Origin of the sequence: Paenibacillus sanfengchensis, assembly GCF_036864765.1 — a bacterium.
Classification (GTDB): domain Bacteria; phylum Bacillota; class Bacilli; order Paenibacillales; family Paenibacillaceae; genus Fontibacillus; species Fontibacillus sanfengchensis.
This window is the reverse complement of record NZ_JBAGJC010000004.1, coordinates 129071-148853: the sequence shown is the minus strand read 5'-3', so window position 1 is coordinate 148853 and position 19783 is coordinate 129071. Positions and strand designations below refer to the sequence as shown.

Sequence of the window (19783 nt, the reverse complement as noted above, 5' to 3'; positions counted from 1 at the left end):
CGGGGTTTTCCTCGCTTATCCGCAGGCCGGTTTTAAGCGGGGCAGCTCTCGGTTCAACACCCGATAATAAATCGCTTCATACGCCGCCGTAATGATTTCGCTGCTGAACTCCGTTTTAGCCCGCTGCAAGCAGGCTTCACGCACCCTGCCCGAGAGCTCGGGGTCCGTTAATAGGGAAACGCAGTATTCCGCCATCAGGCGGGTGTCGCCGATCGGCGCCAAAAACCCGGTCTCCCCATGGGCCACGAGTTCCGGAATGCCGCCGGCGATCGAACCGACGGTCGGAACGCCGCAGGCCATCGCTTCCAGCGCTACAAGGCCGAAGCTCTCTTTTTCCGAGGGCAGCAGCAACACGTCCGCCATGGAGATAACCTGGGCGATATCATCCTGTTTCCCAAGGAAATGAACGCGGTCTTCCAGTCCCATTTCCTTAATCTTCCATTGAATCTTCGGCAGATCCGGCCCTTCGCCGACAAAGAGCAGCCGGGAAGGCACCTTCCGATTGACCATTTCGAATACATCAACGACATCGCTTACCCGTTTGACCGGTCTGAAATTGGAAATATGCATCAGCACCTTTTCCCCCGGATCGGCGAAGTCCTTCCGGCAATCACAGCACACCCGCGGATGATACACCCGTTCATCCACAAAATTGTAGGTCAGGTCGATATCGCGGGTAATATCCAGGACTTCCCGGGTTTCGCGCATCAAATCGCGGGATACGCTCGTCACGGCATCGCTCTCGTTAATGGCGAGACGGATTAAATCCTTCAGCGATTCGTCCTGGGCCAAAACCGTTATATCGGTACCGTGCAGCGTGGTGACGACTTTCAATTTGTCGCCGACCATCTGTTTGGCCAAAAAAGCGCACACCGCATGCGGAACCGCATAATGGACATGCAGCACGTCGAGATTTTGCGACTTGGCCACTTGTGCCATTTTTGTCGCCAGCGACAGGTCATAAGGAGGATAACGAAACACATAATAATCGCTAACGTCTACCTCGTGGTATTTGATGTTCTTATGGAAACTGCCAAGCCGGAAAGGTACACTGTGGGAGATGAAATGGACCTCATGGCCTTTTTCCGCAAGCAGCTTCCCCAGCTCGGTTGCAACAACCCCCGAACCTCCCAACGAAGGGTAGCAGGTAATTCCGATTTTCAAAAATGAATCCATCTGGCGGGGGCCTCCTTTTCAAACCTTTTCTGTTTCCAGTCTATGTTCGGTCAGATCCGAATAGATGAATCAGATAGGGTGTTTTTACCATAAATCCTTCCGCATAAGGGATTAGTCTGCGCTGTCCGAGCAGCGCGTCTCTGGCCTTCACCCGTTCGACATAACCCTGGTTGAGTGGGGTCGGAGCGACATCCTTGTCCCCTTCAGCTTGTCCAAATTGGGATTTGTAGCAGCCCAGCGCCTCTTCCTTGACGGAGTAGAAATCCGTAACATCCATGAGCAGATCCGGTGTCTTCCAGTCATTGATAAAATAATAATACAATTCCGGCGCCGGAACAGCCGGTTTGCCGGGCATATACCGGCGGAGTTTGGCGTTGAACGCCGCCTCTTCCACCAATTTGCTGCAAGCGACATGATCGGGATGACGGTCCTCCCAGTAGGGGGCAAAAATCACTTGAGGCGCATATTCCCGGATCACTTCCGTAACCGCCGCAATTTGTTCCGGCGATCCGCTTAAACCGCGGTCGGGCAAGCCCAGATTGATGCGCCGGGACACGCCGAGCACGCGGGACGCCGCTTCCGCTTCCTGCAAACGCAATTCGACGTTTCCGTTGGACGACAGGTCGGCCCGGGTCAAATCGCACAGCCCTACCGTATAACCGGCGGCAATCTGCTTGGCGATCGTTCCCGCCATTCCGATCTCCGCATCGTCGGCATGTGCCCCGAAAATCAGGATATCCAAAGTCATTGGCCTAGCCCCGGCTTGTTCAATTCCACCAGTTCTCTCCAGGCAAAATCGCCGCGATCCAGCGCGCGGACCAGAATCTCCGCTGTCGCCAGATTGGTCGCGACAGGGATGCCGTGCACATCGCAAAGTCGCAGCAGTGCGGTAATATCGGGTTCATGGGGCTGAGCCATCAACGGATCGCGGAAGAACAAAACCAGATCCATCTCATTCTGGGCAATCAGAGAACCGATCTGCTGATCTCCTCCCAACGGCCCCGAGAGGAACCGGTGAATCTTCAGGTCCGTCGCCTCCATGATTCGCGTTCCCGTCGTTCCGGTGGAGTACAATTTCTTGTCCTTGAATACATGCTCGTACGCTATGACAAAGTTAACAATATCTTCTTTCTTCCGGTCGTGAGCAATAAAAGCAATGTTCAACATATTTACACCCCTTATCCATCCACAAAATGATCGAAACCGTAGATCATGCCTTTTTGTTCCAACACTTTTTTGATCGCCAGATTGACGCCGGGCATATACCCGGCTCGTTCGTAGGAATCATGGCGGATCTTAAGCGTCTGCCCGTAACCGCCGAATACGACCTCTTGCTGGGCAAAAACCCCGGGAAGGCGTACGCTGTGAATTCGGAATCCGTTATAATAACCGCCTCTGGCGCCTTCGATAGTCTCTTCTTCCTGCGGGTTCCCCTGTCTCATCTCTTCGCGGTTCATCGCGATGAGCTCGGCCGTTTTGATCGCTGTGCCCGATGGGGCGTCCAGCTTCTGATCGCCGTGATACTCGATGATCTCCAAATGCGGGAAATATTTGGCCGCTTGGGCGGCAAACTTCATCATCAGAATCGCGCCGATCGAAAAATTGGGGGCGATCAATCCGCCGATGCCTTTTTCCCGGCACTGCTTGTCCAGAAGCTCGATTTGCTCCGGGGTAAACCCGGTCGTACCGACGACGGGAGCCACGCCGTGCCGGATCGCCGTCTCGGTGTTAACATAGGCCGAAGCCGGAGTCGTAAAATCGACCATGACGTGCGGGCGGCTCTCCGTGAGCGTCCGCTCCAGATTGGAGGTGAGCGGTACCCCGCACTCGGGCATACCGACCAGGGTGGCCGCGTCGACGCCTTCATTGTTGAGGCCGAGGGCGGCCACCAATTGAAGAGATGGATCCTCCAAAACCATCTTGACTACTTCTTTACCCATTCTTCCGGCCGCACCTGCAACAGCGACTCTAATTTGTTCCTCCATGTCAGATCCCCCACATTCCCTGGAATAGTTGCTATTTCAAATGTTTCCTGATGCGTTGTTCCAACTCTTGCAGCTGTTTCGCAATTCCCACGTCCTGCGGTAAAACGGATGCCTCCTGCACGGCGCTCAAAGCGCGGTCATACTGTTTCAATTCGGTATAAGCGATCGCCAACCATACCTGCGCGTCAACGGACAACGGATCGAGCCGGACCGCCCGCTCCAGCAGCCGGACCGCGGGTTCGCAGGATAATCCCGCATCGACCGCGCTGCCCGCGGATTCCCCCTCCAACAGCCGTTTGGCCATGAGAGTCAGTTCCATCGACTGCAAACGGTCAAAGTGAAGCTCATATTCCTCCTGCACCGGAACCAGCGCGGAAGCCAGCCTGGCGTGGGCCAGCGCTTTCTCCAGCCGGCCGCTTCGAGCGCAGGTAATCGAGCACCTGTAATGAATATCCGCGTTATCGGGCTCCAGGACAAGGGCATGCTCAAACCATTGGATCGCCTGCTCAAAATCGTTTTCATAAATGCTGCGGTAAGCTTTTTTTAAACAGTCCTCAGCCTTCATCTGCCTTCCCCCCGTTGATGGGTGATATTGCTACAGCATATGAAGCAAGGACCTATTCGGTGTCCTTTTTGGTCCACCGGTTCGCATCCCGGGTATTGAATTTGTGCATCACTTTATCGTGCGCTTCCGTCAAATCGATACCGAGTGAATTTGCAAAGCAAATCGTAATGAATAAAATATCGCCAAGCTCCAGTTCAATCGAATTTTCGGCTTCGCTCGCTTTCTTGGGTTTCTCGCCGAAACGGTGATTGACTTCACGGGCCAGTTCGCCAACCTCTTCGCTCATCCGCGCCAGCATGGACAGAGGACTGAAATAACCTTCTTTAAACTGCGATATGTATTGGTCCACTTCCCGCTGCAGCTCGGCTAGAGACTTCTCTTCCAAGGGCCATCCCTCCGTCTGTGGTCAGGTGTCATTCCTATGTTATCGTAAAGACAATTTGAAGACAAATCATTTTTTAATCGCTCCAGAAAAAGGTATACTAACAAAGAATGCGCAAAAATCTATATTAAATTTATGGGTGAGGGATTATTGCATGAAGACGAGCAAACTTGGAGGTTATATGAAAACGGTGCTTCCCATTCTGCTGGGGACAGCCATTTATGCCTTCGCACTTCTTTATTTCATTATACCCAATCAACTTATGGAAGGCGGCGTTACCGGGATAACGATTTTGCTGAAATACGCGTTCGGCATATCCCCCTCGATTTCCAATCTGCTGCTGAACATTCCGCTGTTTCTTCTCGGGTGGAAGATACTTGGGGGAAGACAGATCATTTATACGGGCATCGGGATCGGGTCACTCTCGTTTTTTCTCTGGATCTTTGAAAAAATGATTGAATCAGGTTGGATCAGAACATTCCAAACCGACTACATCCTGGCTTCTTTATATGCCGGGGTTACACTCGGGGCCGGGCTCGGCATTGTGTTCCGGTTCGGCGGGACCACGGGCGGGTCCGATATCGTCGCGCAGATACTCGGCAAGAAATACGGCTTCAGCATGGGACAGATCATTCTGACAATCGATGTCATCATCATCGGGCTTTCGCTGTTTTACGTGGCGGTCGAGAACATCCTGTATACCTTGGTCGCGGTGTTTATCGCCTCCCGGGTAATCGACTTTATTCAGGAGGGCGCGTATGCGGCCAAAGCCTTCACGATCATCAGCGACCGCGCGCCGGAAATCGCTGATATTATCACCAAAGAGATGGACCGGGGCGTCACACTGATCCCCGCGGTCGGGGCTTACTCCAAGCAGGCGAAGCATATGGCCTATTGCGTCGTCTCCCGCACGGAAATCCGCCGGCTGAACGGTATCGCCAAATCCGTCGATCCCCGGGCGTTCATCATTATCAGCGACGTGCATGACGTCCATGGCGAAGGGTTCCGGGAAGACTAGGCCCCATCAGCCATCGTTGTACGAGAAAATGAGTATTCTTTGCGTCGGGAGTGAGATGCTCCATAAGCACACAGAACATCCCAATCCGTGATAAGTCCGCAGCTTTCCATGCGCCGAATGCAATTTCAACTCCAAATGATGCAAATCCGCAGTTATTTCTAGTGATTATCGAGAATCAAGCACTGACATTTCATTCAAAACATGGCATAGTGCTGCCTATTCAAGACTTTTCGCCTTAAAGAATTGCCGTTGGGCAAGGATGAGATAGGGTTTCGGATACACGTTGCCAACATCCACAATTGTAGATATAAGATCCCACCGTCGGAGTCTAGACCATTAACGGGAAAATTTCCTGTTAATGTACCGCTCTTGGTTCTTCGATCGGATTTAGCAGGAAAAGCTCCATCTATTTTGCGGCCCTATTGCCGATATACACAATTTCAGGCGAATTAGCGGGAGCTTTTCCAGCTAATTCGCCTCTACAGCCGCATACGCACCAAATTAACGGGAATAATTCCCTTTAATTCGTACCAAACCATTAGTTGCAGGTCAAGAGTGTGGAACCCTTTACACCGCTGTCTAATATGCAAATCAATAGTTCAACCTATATAGATCTTAAAAAAAAGAAAAGTGGGTGCTGTACCGGGAGGTTCCCGTTACAGCACGCACTTTTCTTTTCCCGAACTCACTCCGGTATCCCTCGTTAAAACCTGTAGCTGTCATCCCGGTCTTTGGGCGAATGCGCGGCCATCACCGTCTGATCCGCCATATACTTCCGCAGCCCGGTATAACCGAGTGCCAATACGATCCACCCCCCGATCAAAAGGCTCCAGTACACCGGTTTCCCGTACCCTGTCACAGGAAGAAATACGGGATCCTCCGTTTTGCCGAATAGCTCCTTTAGAAATTTCTCCCCCTGTTTAAGGGCCTGACCCAAGGCCTCGCCATTCAAAGTCTGCTCTTCACTGAGCCCGTCTACATGCGACATCCAGGAGTCGAACCGGCTGATCTCCCATGCTTCCTTCCGGATCACAACAGCCGGCCGGATTACGTCATAATGCCGCTTGAGCCCCAGAAAGGCTTCGCGGACGGACGTCCGGCTTCCCGAAATCCGGCCGTTTTCGATATTGTCCATTTGCTCGTGCATGACCTTATAGTATTGAAGCCAGAGCGCATCGTCCCGATGAACGAGACTGTTCGCCGCCAGCCGGAGCTTCGCCGACACAAACATCCAGTCGTCGGGAGAAACCTCCGCGCGGATGAGTGTCTGCTGCACATCCATAACGCTTTCGGCCAACGCATGAATGCCTTCTACCGAAGTCAAACCTTTAAACGAGAGACCTGTCAATGCATCCGTTAACCGTTCCATATCCTCCAAAGCCTGCTGCGTATACCCTTCCTGCATGCTGCGGTACAACTCCTCCGTAGCCTGTTCGAACCGGGCAAGCTTGGCCTCGCGGCTTTCCCGAGCCGTTCCGCCCTTCCCCGATTCTCCGGCGGCCTTAGCGGGATCCGCTCCCGCATAGCCAGTCCCCGAAAACGGCAGACCGGCGAGGACGACAAGCCCCCCCAGCAATAGGATCAAAGCGATGGTGTTTCTCCTTTTCACGGACAATCCCCCCTTACCTCCATGGTATGGCGGGCTGTCCGTCCTTAGAACCCGGCTTTCGTCCGGCCTGCGCCCTTGAGGGCGAACCAGCCGGCGGCCACGCTTGCCAAGGTGAGGCAAAACGTGAATATCATGACGGAAGGAACATCATCCCATAACGTTCTGGGAAGCCATGGATAAACTTCATAAGTATAATCAACCGCGTCGTTCAGCAATGTCCAGCAACCGGCGGCGATCAGCATACCCGTGCCGAAGCGGAACAGACGGACGTATAACAAGGCTTCCACCGCCATCGCCAAGTGGGAGCCTACCAGCATCCAATCCTGCCACCCGAGGACGTCACCCTGATAAGCGCCGGCAAAGATCATACTGACCGCCCAAACGCCGTATTTTACGCTGGTCACGACAGCCAACCCTTCAAGAAGCTTGCGGGTTCCGGCAAACCTGCCCAAACGTACGGGAAATAGCAAAAACAAGAGCGATAGTGTGAAGAACAGACTTGCCGTAGGGCTGTCAGGCACAAAAACAATCCGCCAAAGCGGATGGTTCAGCCAGGTCTCCCGCAACTGCGCATCGTACCATATGTATCCGTAGACCGTCCCCAACAAGTTGCAAATAAACAGCGGCCAGAGCAGCAATCGTGACGAGAGCAGTGTCCGGCTCCAGAAAAAAGACAATTTCAAAAAAAAACCTCATTTCCTCAAATTTAGCCCATGTCCGGCGATACTAAAAAACCTGACCGCCGAAACGATCAGGTTTTCTCTTATTGCTCTATTTTACTGTTCCGTTTTTTGTTTCGCAAGCCATTCGGCCAAATGGTCGATGTCCTGATCCGTCAGACCTGCGCTGATCGCGGTATCGTACATCGCCGGCATCTTCCCGTTATAACCTTCCTTTATAATGGAAAGGATGGCGTCCTTATCGTGCTTGTCGCCAACGCCTCTCAGCGCGGGACCGCTGGCCCCTTTCAAATCGGCGCCATGACAGGACACGCAGGTCGCTTTCTTGTAGGTCTCCATGGCCGGATCGTCCTTATCCACAATCGCGACTTCTTCCTGTTTGACTCCACTTGAAGTCGGCAAGCCTTTCTCGCGGTTTTCCCTTGCCTTCTCCTCGCGCTGGATATGCTCCGGTTGCACCCCCGAAGCTTCCAATTCATGCTTATAGTGCGTCCAAGCGAAGTTCGTAAGGTATACCAGCGAAGCCAGGGAAAGAAACATCAGCGCCGAAGCGATCGGCCGTTTATAAAAACGGCGCTCCTTGCCGCGATCCAGGAAAGGCGCCAACAGCAGCCCTCCGAACGCCACGGTCGGAATTCCCAACGTGCCGAGAACCACGAAATCTCCGGACGCATAAGGATATTTCAAGTATTGGTACAGAAACAGGAAGTACCAGTCCGGCATCGGGATAACCGATGCGCTCGGATTCGCCGGGAAACCGAGCGGAGCCGGCTCCGAAATCGTCAGTACCAGAAAACCGACGAGGACGACGACGCCCACCATCCATTCCTTGAGCAGGAAGTTGGGGATAAACGCCTCGGATTTCCCCGGGTACGCCGTATAGTCGGGAGGAGTGATGAAACCGTTCCCTTTGCGTACCCGTGAATCGCCGACAAATACGACTTTTTCCTGTTTTGATTTGTCACCATGAGCCATGTAATTTCCTCCCTTCTCAAAATGTTTGGTGTCTGCCAGCAGGGGCACGCCCCTGTTCGATGTTAAAGCGGGCCCGAGATGCCTTGTCTGCGGATCATAATGAAGTGTCCCACCAGAAGGATCAGCAGCACCGCCGGAAGGAAGAACACGTGAATGGCGAAGAAGCGGGTAAGCGTTTCGGCACCGACAATCGTACCGCCTTGCAGCAGTTCCTTAATAACGGGTCCGAGTACGGGAACCGAGTTTGCGATTTCCAATGTTACTTTGGTAGCGAAGTAGGCCTTGTTGTCCCAAGGAAGCAAATAGCCCGTCAGCCCGAGACCGATCATTACGAAGAAGATCAGCATGCCGACCACCCAGTTCATCTCACGCGGCGCTTTGTAAGAACCTGTGAAGAACACGCGGAGCGTATGCAAAAACATCATGACGATAACAAGGCTCGCGCCCCAGTGGTGCATCCCCCGGACGATTTGCCCGAACGCAACCTGGGTTTGCAAAAATTCAACGCTGTTGTATGCGTTAATGATATCGGGAACATAATACATCGTCAGAAACATCCCCGATAAAATCTGGATCACGGTAATAAAAAACGTCAAGCCGCCGAAACAGTAAACAAATGCCGAGAAATGGTGCGCCGGGTTGACATGCTCCGGAACTTCATGATCGGCAACATCTCTCCAGATCGGCGTGATATCTAGACGTTCGTCAATCCAGTTGTAAACATTTTTAAACATCTGAATCTACGCCTCCTTATTTCACGATCGTATTCGGGATGATCTCGCCCAAATAAACCCACTCGTCCTTGATCATTACCTTGTATTCATCAAGCGGCTTCGACGCGACGGCAAGCTGTTTGCCCTCCTTTGTGTAGTGCGCCCCATGACAAGGACAATGATATTGGTCGGGAAAATTCGTGTTGGTGTTCCAGCCGATCGTACAACCCAAGTGCTTACAAATCGGTGAAAGCGCATAAATTTTTCCGCTCTCGTCTTTACGGATCCAGGCCGTCAGGTTCGAGGTGCTCAAGTACCAACCGTCCTGCTGCTTGAGTTCAAAAGTAAATTCCTGCGGCTCGTTTGTGATTTTACTGACCTCTACTACTTTAACAAACGCACCTTCATCTTTCTTTTGCAGAATCGGATCCACGGCAAATCGAACCATCGGAAGCGTCACACCTGCTGCCATAAAGGCGGTCGCGCCTCCCAGTGTATATGTAAGAAACTGCCGACGGGACATTTCCTTACGAATGGGCGGTTTATGCAATTCTTCATGCTCTTCGTGCTGATTGCTCATACAGTCTTCAACCCCCTTTGCCTACCAATTCTCTCTCCGTTTCAATGACAATTATCACATTGTTGTGTAAGACATATTAATAATATATTAGGCTTTCAAGAGCGTCAAGAATTAGACACATTTTTTCCCTTGGCCAGATTGCTAACGCTTTCTATTTGTCAATAATTTGTCACATTCAGTACTTGCTTCCTTGCCAAAGTGCTTGAACCTGCTCCATTACCCTCTGCTTCGGCAATTTTTCTTCCGTTGGGGGAAACAACCCCGGGCTGATCAACAAATCCGCATCGGGCAGTTGTTCCCGGCGCAGCTCCAGTCTGCCCGAAATCACGATCGCATACATAAATCCGGACCGTTTCACACGGCGGCAGACCTCATTGATATGTGGCATCATTTCTTCCTCTCCATATTGGAATGAAGGGTACGTCACCACTCTCCCGTGAAAAGGAGACTCCACCCAATCCAGCACATCCCGTAATTTCTCCAACGCTTCCACGACCTCGTTCGGCCGCTCCTTCCCCGTTAGGCCCGTGACCGGAATCAGGCAGGTGTCCAAATAGGGCCGCAATTCCTCCCATGTCCCCGGTTCGATGTCACTAAATTTCATAATATTCGCCCCTTTCTCTCCTGCTCCCATTATAATGAAAAATTTAATGAAAAAAAGAAATGCCCGGGGGCATTTCTTTTATTTTTCCAGCGTCTTCAGTTCATCCGTCAGAAGCCGGAAGGCCACCTCATCGCCTTGTTCCAGAGCGTTGTCAATCTCGGTGTAAATCTGCTCCGACCGGTGTTTGCGTAACGCTTCGTCCCAAACCATCTCCGCCGCTAAACTGAGCATCGCTTCATAAGTAACCTTCATCTGATCCATAGGATGCACCTCCAACCTACTGTTTAGTGATCCTATATTCCTTCTCCCTGATCAGGTAGCGTTCCGCCGTCCCTCGGGAAAGAGTATAGGGTGGAATTTTTTTGTTTTCCGTAACGAAAGAACCTGCTCCTACTAAAGCATATTCACCGATTTCGGCTCCGTTTAAGACGATAGCCCCCATGCCGATTAATGTGCCTTGGCCTAAAGTACAGACGTGGATAATGGCACCGTGGCCAACCGCTAGCCGGTTCCCGGCGATTAAGGCTGCCCCGTATTGAACTGCCCGATCACGCTGGACGATCAGCTTTTTAGAAGCCGATGTACTGCAGATTTACCAAACGGTGTCGTCTGCACGTACCTTTCTCCCCGACCGTCTTCCCCGATTCTCACCATCCCCAGGTGAAGCATCATATGTAGAATGCGCTCCTCAAAAATGGATGCGGACGAATCGTAGAAGAAGGGCTTGATCAGGGACGACATCCTGCCATATAGCGAGGATACAGTCACCCACTCTCTGCTGCAACTTTCGATCCAGTAGACCAAAGAGAGTAAGTTAGGGATCGGCCCTTTATAAAGTCTTAACCAAAAGGTGACGAACTGTATCATCGGTTCGCGTCTTTCTTCGTTCAAAAACGCCCCGCCCGCGGGAGTCAGCAGGAGACGGTCCCCCTCTTCACGGATCCAGCCGGCATGGCTGGCGTAATCGTAAAGCAACGCAAACCGGTTCGGGTAATCTTTGAAACGCCGGCCATACCCGAATCGCCACCCTTTGCCGACCAGCGGCTCCGAAATGTGAAAGCTCTCCAGAATTTGCTGCTGGTTTCGGCGATACATCACACCCTCGTTGTTCAGGGGGATTTCCTGCTTCTCCACATAGCGCAGAAACAGAATTAAATCCTCGGAGAGCAAGTCGGGTTCCTCCCGGTACATGGGCGGTTCATCGGTACAGGTCACGACCCCCGCTTTAAAGCGGCGCTCCAGCGCTTCCCGGAAACGGCGTTTTAAATCTTCCGGAACCTCGTACAAATATTTCGTGTTATGGGTCATCCCCTGGAACAGCCACCCCCGTTGTCTGAACCGGGTGATGACATCCCGCGGACTCTCCCTCTCTCTGGCGTCCTCCGTATAGCGCGACTGCTGGGCGCGGGCAATCAACTCTTCCAAACTGAACTGACGGCGTCCGTCAAAGATCAGGCCATTCAGAAAGCGCAAATCTTCCAAACTCATCCCTTCCACGTGGGAATCGATAAACTCCCTTCGCCCGATCGTTTGAAGGATCGATTGAATTAATTCGTGCTTGGAATTCCCGTTGCATTCGCATTGGTAATGGTTTGCTATTCTGCTAAGCTGTCCGATGTCGGCATATGTAAGCATATCCGCCAGATTCATATCATACCGCCTCGCCGTTTTACTACCATTATGGGATTTTTTTCAACTTTTATTCCGGGGACCTAAAAAAAACAACCCGGAATCCCCCGGATTGTCTGACATATCCTTATTTTATCTCCTCTATGATCTCTTCCAGATGGCGGAGGCAGTTATAGAGACGCAGGTCCCACTTCAACTCGTTTTTTTCCAAAATAGTCAAGGATAAGTTGCCTATTCTTTCCGTGCATTGTTCCTGATACAACGCCGCGAACAATTGGGCGAGCAGACCGCCGTGACTGACTACAAGCACATTTTTATCTCCGTAACGTTCTCCCAGGTCGCTCAAAAACGAAAGACCCCGCAGCCGGATCGCTTCAATCTTCTCCTGCCCCAACTCTTGAAGATCCCAATCCTTTCCCCACTTGGCCTCCCTTTCCAACGCCGTCAAACCCTCCGCCTGACCGAATGACCTTTCCATAATCCGTGAGTCCGGTTCATAAAGGGGTATACCCAATCGATTGGCGATAATTTGGCCCGTCTCTTCCGCTCGCTTAAGCCCGCTAGTAATCACGAAATCCCACTGTGTATCCTCTTCTTCCTTTAAACGTTCAGCCAACCGTACCGCTTGTCTCCGGCCTTCCTCATTCAGCGGAATATCGCTCTGCCCCTGAATTCTTCCGGCCGCGTTCCAGTCGGTGAGCCCGTGACGGATCAATCCAACTAGCATGGTTCCCCCTCCTTGGTCGAATAGTGATCTATTGTATACCATATTATATCATTCAAAAAACAAAACGCCTCATTCCGAGTAAAAAATCGGAAGAAGCGTTATTCAAAGGGACAGCCGATCATCTTCGGTATCGTCGAATTCCTTTCCAAGACACCAGTGCCAGCGCCATTCCGGCCATGGACAGCAGCATCCAATATTGCGGATAAGCCGGTCCCAGTTGGACGACAAACGGCTCGACAACCCCACGGGAAACGGTAGGAAGTTTAAATGTAAAATCCCCCGAAATCTCCGTATCCGCAGAGACTACGGCCGCAGGAACGATGCCGGTTGCCGGTTTATTGGCTTCCTTCTGCTCCAGTGTACCGCCAATAAAGAACAGTAAGGTGCTGAAAAGAAAGACGGCCAGAAAGCAAGCCGACCAGAGGGTTACACGACGGCGAATGCGCCGGGCATACCCTTTATCCCGGATGTCGGGAGCAAGCCAAGGCGATTCCGCATAGATGCGATCCATTACCCTACGGTTGACGGACTCCGCTTGTTCCTCACTGACTTCGATGGGCAGTGCTTGAACGGCGTCAAGACTCTCCGTCCAAATCTGATATTCAGCCGCGCAGGACTCGCAGCCCAAAATATGCCATTCCAGCATTTTGCGCTGTGGATGATGCTCCGGCAAATCGGGCATCACACCGAACAATTCTTGGGCCTCTTTACAATTCATCTGCTTTTCATCCCCTCGTAATGCTCGTAAATCGGTTCGTAAAAGTAGGGTTCAAGCTGACTCTTTACGCTGCTCCTCGCCCGGAACAAAAGGGATTTCACCGCGCTTACGCTCTGTCCGAGAATACTGGCGATTTCCTGATAGTCCAACTGGTCGTATTCGCGCAAAATTAAAGCGGACCGCTGTTTCTCCGGGAGATTATTAATCGCTTCCCGGACCTTGCCGACCTTCTCGCTCCGGAGAACGGCTTGCTCCGGCGCAACGTCAACCGGCGCCACCGGCACGATCCCGCTCTCTTCCAAAGGTATATTGGCGCCGCGCTGCTTGCGCAGCTCACTGAGCACCGTATTTCTGGCAATAGTGTAAAGCCAGGTCGAAAAGGAAGCGTCCACTTCCCGGAAAGAATGCAAGCTGCGAAATGCTTTATAGAACGTTTCCGAGCAAATATCTTCTGCGAGCAACTCCAGTTGGGCGCTCTTCAACATGTGGTAGACAAAGGCCAATATCTTTCGCTGGTAGCGACGCATCAGCTCTGAGTACAGCTCCGTATTGCCTTCCTTAATTTCACGAATCATTTGGGAATCCGTCATCTGAGTGCGATCCTCCTCGCCCATCCATACGCTCTCCCCGTTCGATCCTACACACATTATTACCGAACAGGAACGAAAAAGTTGCGGTTCTTATGTAACAAATTCAATAAATTGAAGATTAAAGCAACAACGAATGTCGAAAAATAACGCTTTTTTACATCAACGATTAGTATATCATGAAATACAAAAATTAAAAAATATCATCAGGTACGATTAAACCAACAACCACCCGTCCAAAAAACGAAAGTTTTAAAGGACGGCCGAAAGTCCCCCGTCGATGTTAACTGCGGTTCCGGTAATATAGGAGGCTGCCTGCGAAACCAGAAAAGCGATAACATTGGCGGCCTCTTGGGCCTCGCCGATCCGTCCGAGCGGAATGCCGTGCCTCGGATCGCGCGCAAATTCCTCCCAGGACAGCTCTGGGGCGAGACTCTTCCATTTCCGTTCAATCTGCGCGCTATGGATCAGGCCGATACACACAGCGTTGACGCGAATCCCTTCCCCCGCCAGGTCTTTGCTCATCGCTTTGGTTAAGGCCAGGCCGGCGGCGCGGCTCACCGAGGTCGGCAAGGACGAGGCCCCAGGCGTCTTTCCTCCGATGGCAGTGACATTAACTATCGCGCCGCCTCCCTGGGCTTGACGAAGATAAGGCAGAGCCGTCTTGGAAAAATGGGCGGCCGCGAAAAGTTTAAGATCCAAATCCGCCGTCCAGTCCTCCGTTTCAACCTCGTCGAACGGACGAGCCGCCGAGGTGCCGGCATTGTTTACCAGGATATCCAACCCGCCGAGGCCGCTTACGGCCGTTTCGACCGCCTTCTCCGCTTCCCGCTTGACCGACACGTCCGCGGAAATCCAGAGTGGAGCGGTACCCGTACGCTCCTCGATCAACTGCGCGGCGGCCTTCAGATCATCGCGGTCCCTCGCCACGATCGCCACCTTGGCTCCTTCGGAAGCCAAAGTAAGCGCTGCGGCTAATCCGATCCCCTTGCTGCCGCCCGTAACGATCGCTTTTTTGCCCTTTAATCCGAGATCCATGGTTCGGAGCCCCCTTAACACTATGTACTGAACCGTTCGCATATCCGTAATCATAGCATATTCAAACTTTACGATATTGTTAAACCCTGACACTATTTGCCGCCAACAGCGTTCCGTACTTTTCTAAATGATAACAAAAAAGAGGGAATCTTACTATGTGTGTGTTGCGATAAATTGCCTTTTCTAATATCTAACTAACGAAAATTGCAGCCGTTTTGTTGCGTTCATCAACTCCAAATCGTCATTTCCAGTAGCGGCCGGTGCTTTTATTTACCAAAAAATACGCAAAAAAAAGGCCGCTGTTCGCGGCCCATTGCTCATTTTCAGAGCAATACAGTTATTGGATAGGAGTGGAGAGAAACCATACTGTACTTTTATTATATGTATCCGTTTTCATTCTGTCAACACTTTTTTTTAAGCGTTTACATCTGCCGGTTCCGAAGGGGGGCTCCCCCTCCAAATTCAGACGTACACCGAGTACCCGAGCGTCAGCAAATGGTCTTTGGCCCGCTCCATCTCCGCCTCTTGCCGGAAGGAAAGCCGCAGTACGCCGGGGACGTCCTCCCGGCTCTCGATGATTTGCATATTGCTCAAATTGATCTGATGGACGCCGAGCTGGGTAGCAATCTGCCCAATGATCCCCGGATGATCGGGAACGTCGATGTACAGATCGAACAAGGATGTTATCGCTCCCTTGCGCCGTTCCGGCAATTCGCCGCGGAACTGGTTGGCTTTTTCGAAAGCCTGCTTGATCCCGTCCCCGTCCTGCGCTTCAAGCAGCCGGATAAAACCGGCGATTTCCCCGTTCCAATCCCGCAGCAGCGAAAGCAGCACCTCCCGGTTGCTGAGGAGTATATCTCTCCAGATCAAAGGATCGCTCGAGGCGATGCGCGTAATATCGCGAAATCCCCCGGCGGCCAGCGTCCGGTAGAGCCCGTTGGCCGCGTTGTAATCGCACACCTGGTTGACCAGCGCCACCGCGATAATGTGGGGAAGATGGCTGATCGCCCCGACGATCCGGTCGTGCATAACGGCGTCGACGCGTACGATTTGGGCCCGCGTATAGGCAAGAAGCTGCTCCAGCCGCGAGTAAGCTTCCTCCGGCACATCGGGAGAAGGGGTCAGAACGTAAAAGGCGTTTTCAAACAGCAAAGTCGACGCCGCATCCACACCGGAGCGCTCCGATCCCGCCATAGGATGTCCACCGATAAAATATACGCCCGGAGCGGAAAGGCTCCGCGCACGCTCCGTGACGGAAGCCTTCGTACTGCCGACATCGGTGATGATGCAGCCCGGTTTTAAAGGCAGCGCGTAAAGCTTCTCCAGATATTCTTCCAAATTTCCGACCGGGACGCATAAAAATATAAAATCGGCGTCGGCGGCCGCTTCCTCCATGGAAAGGGTAGCGGCATCCACGACCCCGCGTTCGATCATCCGGTTCAATGAACCGGGGCGCTGGCTGTGTCCAACGACGGTGATGCCGGGCTTGCCTCTCAGGCAGAGCCCCAGCGATCCGCCGATTAAACCGACGCCGAAGATTGCTACTTTAGTCGTCATATGCATTCACTCGATTTCTGATTTATAGTCGGCAAGCTCTAGACTCCGGCTTTCTGCGCGGAGAGAACTTGCTCCAGTGCTGCGATAAATTTGGCGTTCTGTTCGGAGGACCCGACCGTGACCCGAATATATTGCGGGTATTTCCCGAATCCCGCGCGCACGATGATACCCAGCTTCATCAGCGATTGGAACATCTCTGTCGCCGGCATTTCGACATCCACCATGATGAAATTGCCGTGCGCCGGGAAATGGGTCAAGTTCAACCGTTTAAACTGCTCGGTGAGATATTGGATCCCCACGCTGTTCTGGCTCCGGCATTCGGCAACAAAACTGTCGTCACCCAGCGAAGCGAGCGCGGCCGCCTGGCCGATCCGGGACGTATTAAACGGTTCGCGAACCTGATTGATGAATTTGATGATGTTCGGCTGCCCGATTCCGTATCCGATCCGCAGCGAGGCAAGTCCGTAGATTTTGGAAAATGTCCGCAGCACGATCAGATTAGGATACTTCGACAACAGCTTGACTCCATTCGTATACGAAGGATCGGTGACATACTCGGCATAGGCTTCATCCAAAACAACCAGCACATGTCCCGGTACCCGGTCCAAGAAAGCGATCAACTCGTCGTTTGAAACGATTGTCCCCGTCGGGTTGTTCGGATTGCAGATCCACACGGCTTTTGTTTTGTCTCCGATCTTCTCCAGCATGGCTTCCAAATCATGGGCGCCCTCCCGGAGCGGTACCTCAATACTGACCGCCCCTTCGATGTCCGCATTCGACTTATAGACGGAAAACGTTTGATCCGCCATCACGTTCTCGTCACCGTGAACGAAGAAGGCGCGGGCAATCAAGGCGATAATTTCGTCGGAACCGCACCCGAAGATCAGTTGATCCCGATCAACTCCGTGATAGGCCGCCAAAGCCTCTCTCAATTCGGCGGCGCTGCCGTCCGGATAAAGGCTTAAATGGGATAGCTCCGCTTCGATCGCCTGACGGACGCGCGGCGAGCAGCCGAAGGGGTTCTCGTTCGATGCCAGCTTGATCACTTCCGTCAAACCCAGCTCACGCTTTACTTCTTCTATCGGTTTTCCCGGCTGGTACACCGGAAGATCGACGATGTTCGGTTTTGGCTGCATATAAGTACCTTCCTCTCTCAGGCAAAATCGGGCAATACAGCTCCAACTTTGCTAGTCTTTTATATTTAATTGTGCCACAAAGTCGTGGATTTGCAACAAGCCTTGTTCTCGGGTAGCCTCTTGTTGCAGTAGAGGCAAGCTCTCTTCGATCTTGCGGACGATGGCGCTTCCGACCACGACTCCATCGCAAAACTCTGAAAAACGCTGGACCTGTTCGCGATTGGAAATCCCGAAGCCGACGGCGACCGGCAAATCGGTCTGAGCTTTGACCGAGGCGATAAATTCGTCCACCTGCTGGTGAAAAGAACTTCGCTCTCCGGTAACGCCAAGCGAGGATACGCAGTAAATGAAGCCTCTGGCCCGGGACAAAATCTTCGCGACTCGGCTTTCCGAAGTCGGAGCGACGAGCGGAACGAGCCGGATCCCCGCCGCATCGGCCAGCCTCAGGGCCTCCTCCGCTTCCTCAAAGGGAAGGTCGGGGATTATAACGCCGCTGATTCCGGCCTCCCGCAGAAGAAGGAAGAATCGCTCCAACCCCGTCTGCAGCACGGGATTATAATACGTGAACAGAACAAAAGGCATGCTCACGCCCCGCTCCCTGGCTTTGCGCGCCGTATCGATGCAGGTTTCCACCGCAATCCGGCGTACCAGCGCCCGCTCCGACGCCCGCTGGATGACGGGGCCATCGGCCAGCGGATCGGAATAAGGGACGCCGAGCTCCAGAATATCCGCCCCCGCCCGCTCCAGTTCGACGATAATGTCGAGCGTGGTGTCGGGATCGGGATCGCCCACCGTTATAAATGGGATAAGTGCGGTTTTGCCGGCGGCCTTCAGGTTTGCAAACGTCCGATCCATCAAATTGACAGCAGTAGCGCCGCTCATAGCTCTGCGCCTCCTTCCGTATATGCCATAATCGACTCGACATCCTTATCCCCGCGGCCGGAGAGGCAGATGACAACGATCTCGTCCCGGCTCATGTCCGGCGCCAGCTTAACCGCCTGCGCCACCGCGTGCGCGGATTCCAGCGCTGGAATAATCCCCTCCAGCCGGCTAAGCAGTTGCAGCGCGTCGAGCGCTTCCCGGTCGGTAATCGGATAATATGTCGCCCGCTCGATATCCTTGAGATAGGAATGCTCCGGGCCGATCCCCGGGTAGTCAAGTCCTGCCGAAATGGAATGCGCAGGCAGTACCTGACCGAAGGCGTCCTGCAGCAAATAGCTCATGCTTCCCTGGAATACGCCCTTCGTGCCCTTCGTCATCGTAGCGGCATGGAATTCCGTGTCGACGCCTCGGCCCGCGGCTTCCACTCCGACAAGCTTCACGCCTTCATCGCCAACGAAAGGATAAAACATTCCGATCGCATTGCTGCCGCCGCCGACGGCGGCGATCAGCATATCGGGCAGCCGCCCTTCCGCCTCGAGGATTTGCCGGCGCGTTTCATCGCCGATGATCCGCTGGAAATTGCGGACCATCATCGGGTAAGGGTGCGGTCCCGTCGCGGAGCCGAGGATGTAAAACGTGTCCTGCACATGGCTCACCCAGTACCGGAGCGCCTCATTGCAAGCGTCCTTCAACGTGCGCGTGCCCGACAGTACCGGAACAACCTCGGCGCCGAGCAGCTTCATCCGAAAGACGTTCAACTGCTGACGCTTCGTATCCTCCTCGCCCATGAACACCTTGCACTCCAGTCCCAGCAACGCGGCTACCGTGGCTGTGGCCACCCCGTGCTGTCCGGCGCCGGTTTCGGCGATCACCTTTCGTTTGCCCATCCGTTTGGCCAAAATCCCCTGCCCGATCGCATTGTTGATTTTGTGCGCTCCGGTATGGTTCAAATCCTCACGCTTCAGATAGATCTTGGCGCCGCCCAAATGCTCGGTCAGCCGCTCCGCGTAGTACAGCGGGGTTTCCCTTCCGGAGTACTGCTTAAGTAAATAGGCGATCTCCTCCTGGAATTCGGGATCATCCTGAAATTTGCGGTAAGATTCTTCGAGTTCGATCAAGGCATTCATCAACGTTTCCGGTACGTAACGGCCTCCAAAGGGACCGAAGCGGCCATGCTCATCCGGTACCTGCTTAGTCTCTTGCGTCATGTTCCCCTTCACCC

General features: G+C 53.0%; 23 protein-coding genes and 1 pseudogene. 1 reads left to right on the top strand and 23 read right to left on the bottom strand.

The window, feature by feature from the left end; genetic code table 11:
* Window positions 1-15 precede the first annotated feature (15 nt).
* The 6 genes from bshA to V4U84_RS09895 are packed head-to-tail and all read right to left on the bottom strand — an operon-like array spanning window position 16 to window position 4111.
* Window positions 16-1176, bottom strand: a complete 1161-nt coding sequence (bshA, locus tag V4U84_RS09920) for an N-acetyl-alpha-D-glucosaminyl L-malate synthase BshA (RefSeq protein WP_334071554.1) — start codon at window positions 1174-1176, stop codon at window positions 16-18.
* Window positions 1177-1216: 40 nt separating this feature from the next.
* Window positions 1217-1924 (bottom strand): bacillithiol biosynthesis deacetylase BshB1, encoded by a 708-nt coding sequence (gene bshB1, locus V4U84_RS09915; protein ID WP_334077126.1) that lies wholly within the window; start codon window positions 1922-1924, stop codon window positions 1217-1219.
* Complete coding sequence (gene mgsA / locus V4U84_RS09910; protein WP_334071556.1) at window positions 1921-2343, bottom strand: methylglyoxal synthase; 423 nt, start codon at window positions 2341-2343, stop codon at window positions 1921-1923. Before mgsA ends, bshB1 begins: the two co-directional genes overlap by 4 nt.
* An 11-nt stretch (window positions 2344-2354) precedes the next feature.
* Window positions 2355-3161, bottom strand: a complete 807-nt coding sequence (gene dapB, locus V4U84_RS09905) for a 4-hydroxy-tetrahydrodipicolinate reductase (RefSeq protein WP_334077125.1) — start codon at window positions 3159-3161, stop codon at window positions 2355-2357.
* Window positions 3162-3192: 31 nt separating this feature from the next.
* Window positions 3193-3726, bottom strand: a complete 534-nt coding sequence (locus tag V4U84_RS09900) for a tetratricopeptide repeat protein (protein ID WP_334077124.1) — start codon at window positions 3724-3726, stop codon at window positions 3193-3195.
* Between the two features lie 52 nt (window positions 3727-3778).
* Window positions 3779-4111: a nucleotide pyrophosphohydrolase gene (locus V4U84_RS09895; protein ID WP_334071559.1), complete on the bottom strand. Its 333-nt coding sequence runs from the start codon at window positions 4109-4111 to the stop codon at window positions 3779-3781.
* Window positions 4112-4262: 151 nt separating this feature from the next.
* Between V4U84_RS09895 and V4U84_RS09890 the strand changes: the two genes are divergently transcribed.
* Window positions 4263-5126, top strand: a complete 864-nt coding sequence (locus V4U84_RS09890) for a YitT family protein (RefSeq protein ID WP_334077123.1) — start codon at window positions 4263-4265, stop codon at window positions 5124-5126.
* Window positions 5127-5829: 703 nt separating this feature from the next.
* Here V4U84_RS09890 and V4U84_RS09885 read toward each other — a convergent pair.
* The 17 genes and pseudogenes from V4U84_RS09885 to trpB all read right to left on the bottom strand — a co-directional run bounded on the left by V4U84_RS09885 (window position 5830) and on the right by trpB (window position 19769).
* Window positions 5830-6735, bottom strand: a complete 906-nt coding sequence (locus V4U84_RS09885; protein ID WP_334077122.1) for a sporulation protein YpjB — start codon at window positions 6733-6735, stop codon at window positions 5830-5832.
* A 44-nt stretch (window positions 6736-6779) separates the two neighbouring features.
* Entirely contained in the window at window positions 6780-7418 is a 639-nt protein-coding gene (locus tag V4U84_RS09880; RefSeq protein WP_334071562.1) for a DUF1405 domain-containing protein, read from the bottom strand.
* Window positions 7419-7511: 93 nt separating this feature from the next.
* Window positions 7512-8390: a c-type cytochrome gene (locus V4U84_RS09875; protein ID WP_334077121.1), complete on the bottom strand. Its 879-nt coding sequence runs from the start codon at window positions 8388-8390 to the stop codon at window positions 7512-7514.
* 62 nt (window positions 8391-8452) lie between these two features.
* Entirely contained in the window at window positions 8453-9124 is a 672-nt protein-coding gene (gene qcrB / locus V4U84_RS09870) for a menaquinol-cytochrome c reductase cytochrome b subunit (RefSeq protein WP_148451926.1), read from the bottom strand.
* A gap of 16 nt (window positions 9125-9140) precedes the next feature.
* On the bottom strand, window positions 9141-9683 hold the full coding sequence (locus V4U84_RS09865; RefSeq protein WP_334071564.1) for a QcrA and Rieske domain-containing protein: 543 nt from the start codon (window positions 9681-9683) through the stop codon (window positions 9141-9143).
* A gap of 175 nt (window positions 9684-9858) precedes the next feature.
* Complete coding sequence (locus V4U84_RS09860) at window positions 9859-10287, bottom strand: DUF2487 family protein (RefSeq protein WP_334071565.1); 429 nt, start codon at window positions 10285-10287, stop codon at window positions 9859-9861.
* A 78-nt stretch (window positions 10288-10365) separates the two neighbouring features.
* The gene (locus tag V4U84_RS09855) at window positions 10366-10548 is read right to left on the bottom strand and encodes an IDEAL domain-containing protein (RefSeq protein WP_334071566.1); all 183 of its coding nucleotides are present in this window, start codon (window positions 10546-10548) and stop codon (window positions 10366-10368) included.
* Between the two features lie 16 nt (window positions 10549-10564).
* Window positions 10565-10839 (bottom strand): annotated as a pseudogene (locus V4U84_RS09850) (gamma carbonic anhydrase family protein); the annotation flags it as partial.
* A gap of 9 nt (window positions 10840-10848) precedes the next feature.
* A complete protein-coding gene (locus tag V4U84_RS09845; RefSeq protein WP_334071567.1) occupies window positions 10849-11937 on the bottom strand; it encodes a DUF5302 domain-containing protein in 1089 nt (362 codons plus the stop codon).
* A gap of 106 nt (window positions 11938-12043) precedes the next feature.
* A complete protein-coding gene (locus V4U84_RS09840; RefSeq protein WP_334071568.1) occupies window positions 12044-12643 on the bottom strand; it encodes a histidine phosphatase family protein in 600 nt (199 codons plus the stop codon).
* 118 nt (window positions 12644-12761) lie between these two features.
* Window positions 12762-13361 (bottom strand): anti-sigma factor, encoded by a 600-nt coding sequence (locus V4U84_RS09835; RefSeq protein WP_334071569.1) that lies wholly within the window; start codon window positions 13359-13361, stop codon window positions 12762-12764.
* Window positions 13358-13951, bottom strand: a complete 594-nt coding sequence (locus V4U84_RS09830; RefSeq protein ID WP_334071570.1) for an RNA polymerase sigma factor — start codon at window positions 13949-13951, stop codon at window positions 13358-13360. The genes V4U84_RS09835 and V4U84_RS09830 overlap by 4 nt, the downstream gene beginning before the upstream one ends.
* 249 nt (window positions 13952-14200) lie before the next feature.
* Window positions 14201-14986, bottom strand: coding sequence for an SDR family NAD(P)-dependent oxidoreductase (locus V4U84_RS09825; protein ID WP_334071571.1), 786 nt, complete (start codon window positions 14984-14986; stop codon window positions 14201-14203).
* Between the two features lie 462 nt (window positions 14987-15448).
* Window positions 15449-16543, bottom strand: a complete 1095-nt coding sequence (locus V4U84_RS09820) for a prephenate dehydrogenase (RefSeq protein WP_334071573.1) — start codon at window positions 16541-16543, stop codon at window positions 15449-15451.
* A gap of 38 nt (window positions 16544-16581) precedes the next feature.
* Window positions 16582-17679 carry a histidinol-phosphate transaminase gene (hisC, locus tag V4U84_RS09815; RefSeq protein WP_334071574.1) on the bottom strand — a complete coding sequence of 366 codons (1098 nt, stop codon included), beginning with the start codon at window positions 17677-17679 and terminating at the stop codon, window positions 16582-16584.
* Window positions 17680-17730: 51 nt separating this feature from the next.
* Complete coding sequence (gene trpA / locus V4U84_RS09810; RefSeq protein WP_334071575.1) at window positions 17731-18561, bottom strand: tryptophan synthase subunit alpha; 831 nt, start codon at window positions 18559-18561, stop codon at window positions 17731-17733.
* Window positions 18558-19769 (bottom strand): tryptophan synthase subunit beta, encoded by a 1212-nt coding sequence (trpB, locus tag V4U84_RS09805; RefSeq protein ID WP_334077257.1) that lies wholly within the window; start codon window positions 19767-19769, stop codon window positions 18558-18560. Before trpB ends, trpA begins: the two co-directional genes overlap by 4 nt.
* Window positions 19770-19783 lie beyond the last annotated feature (14 nt).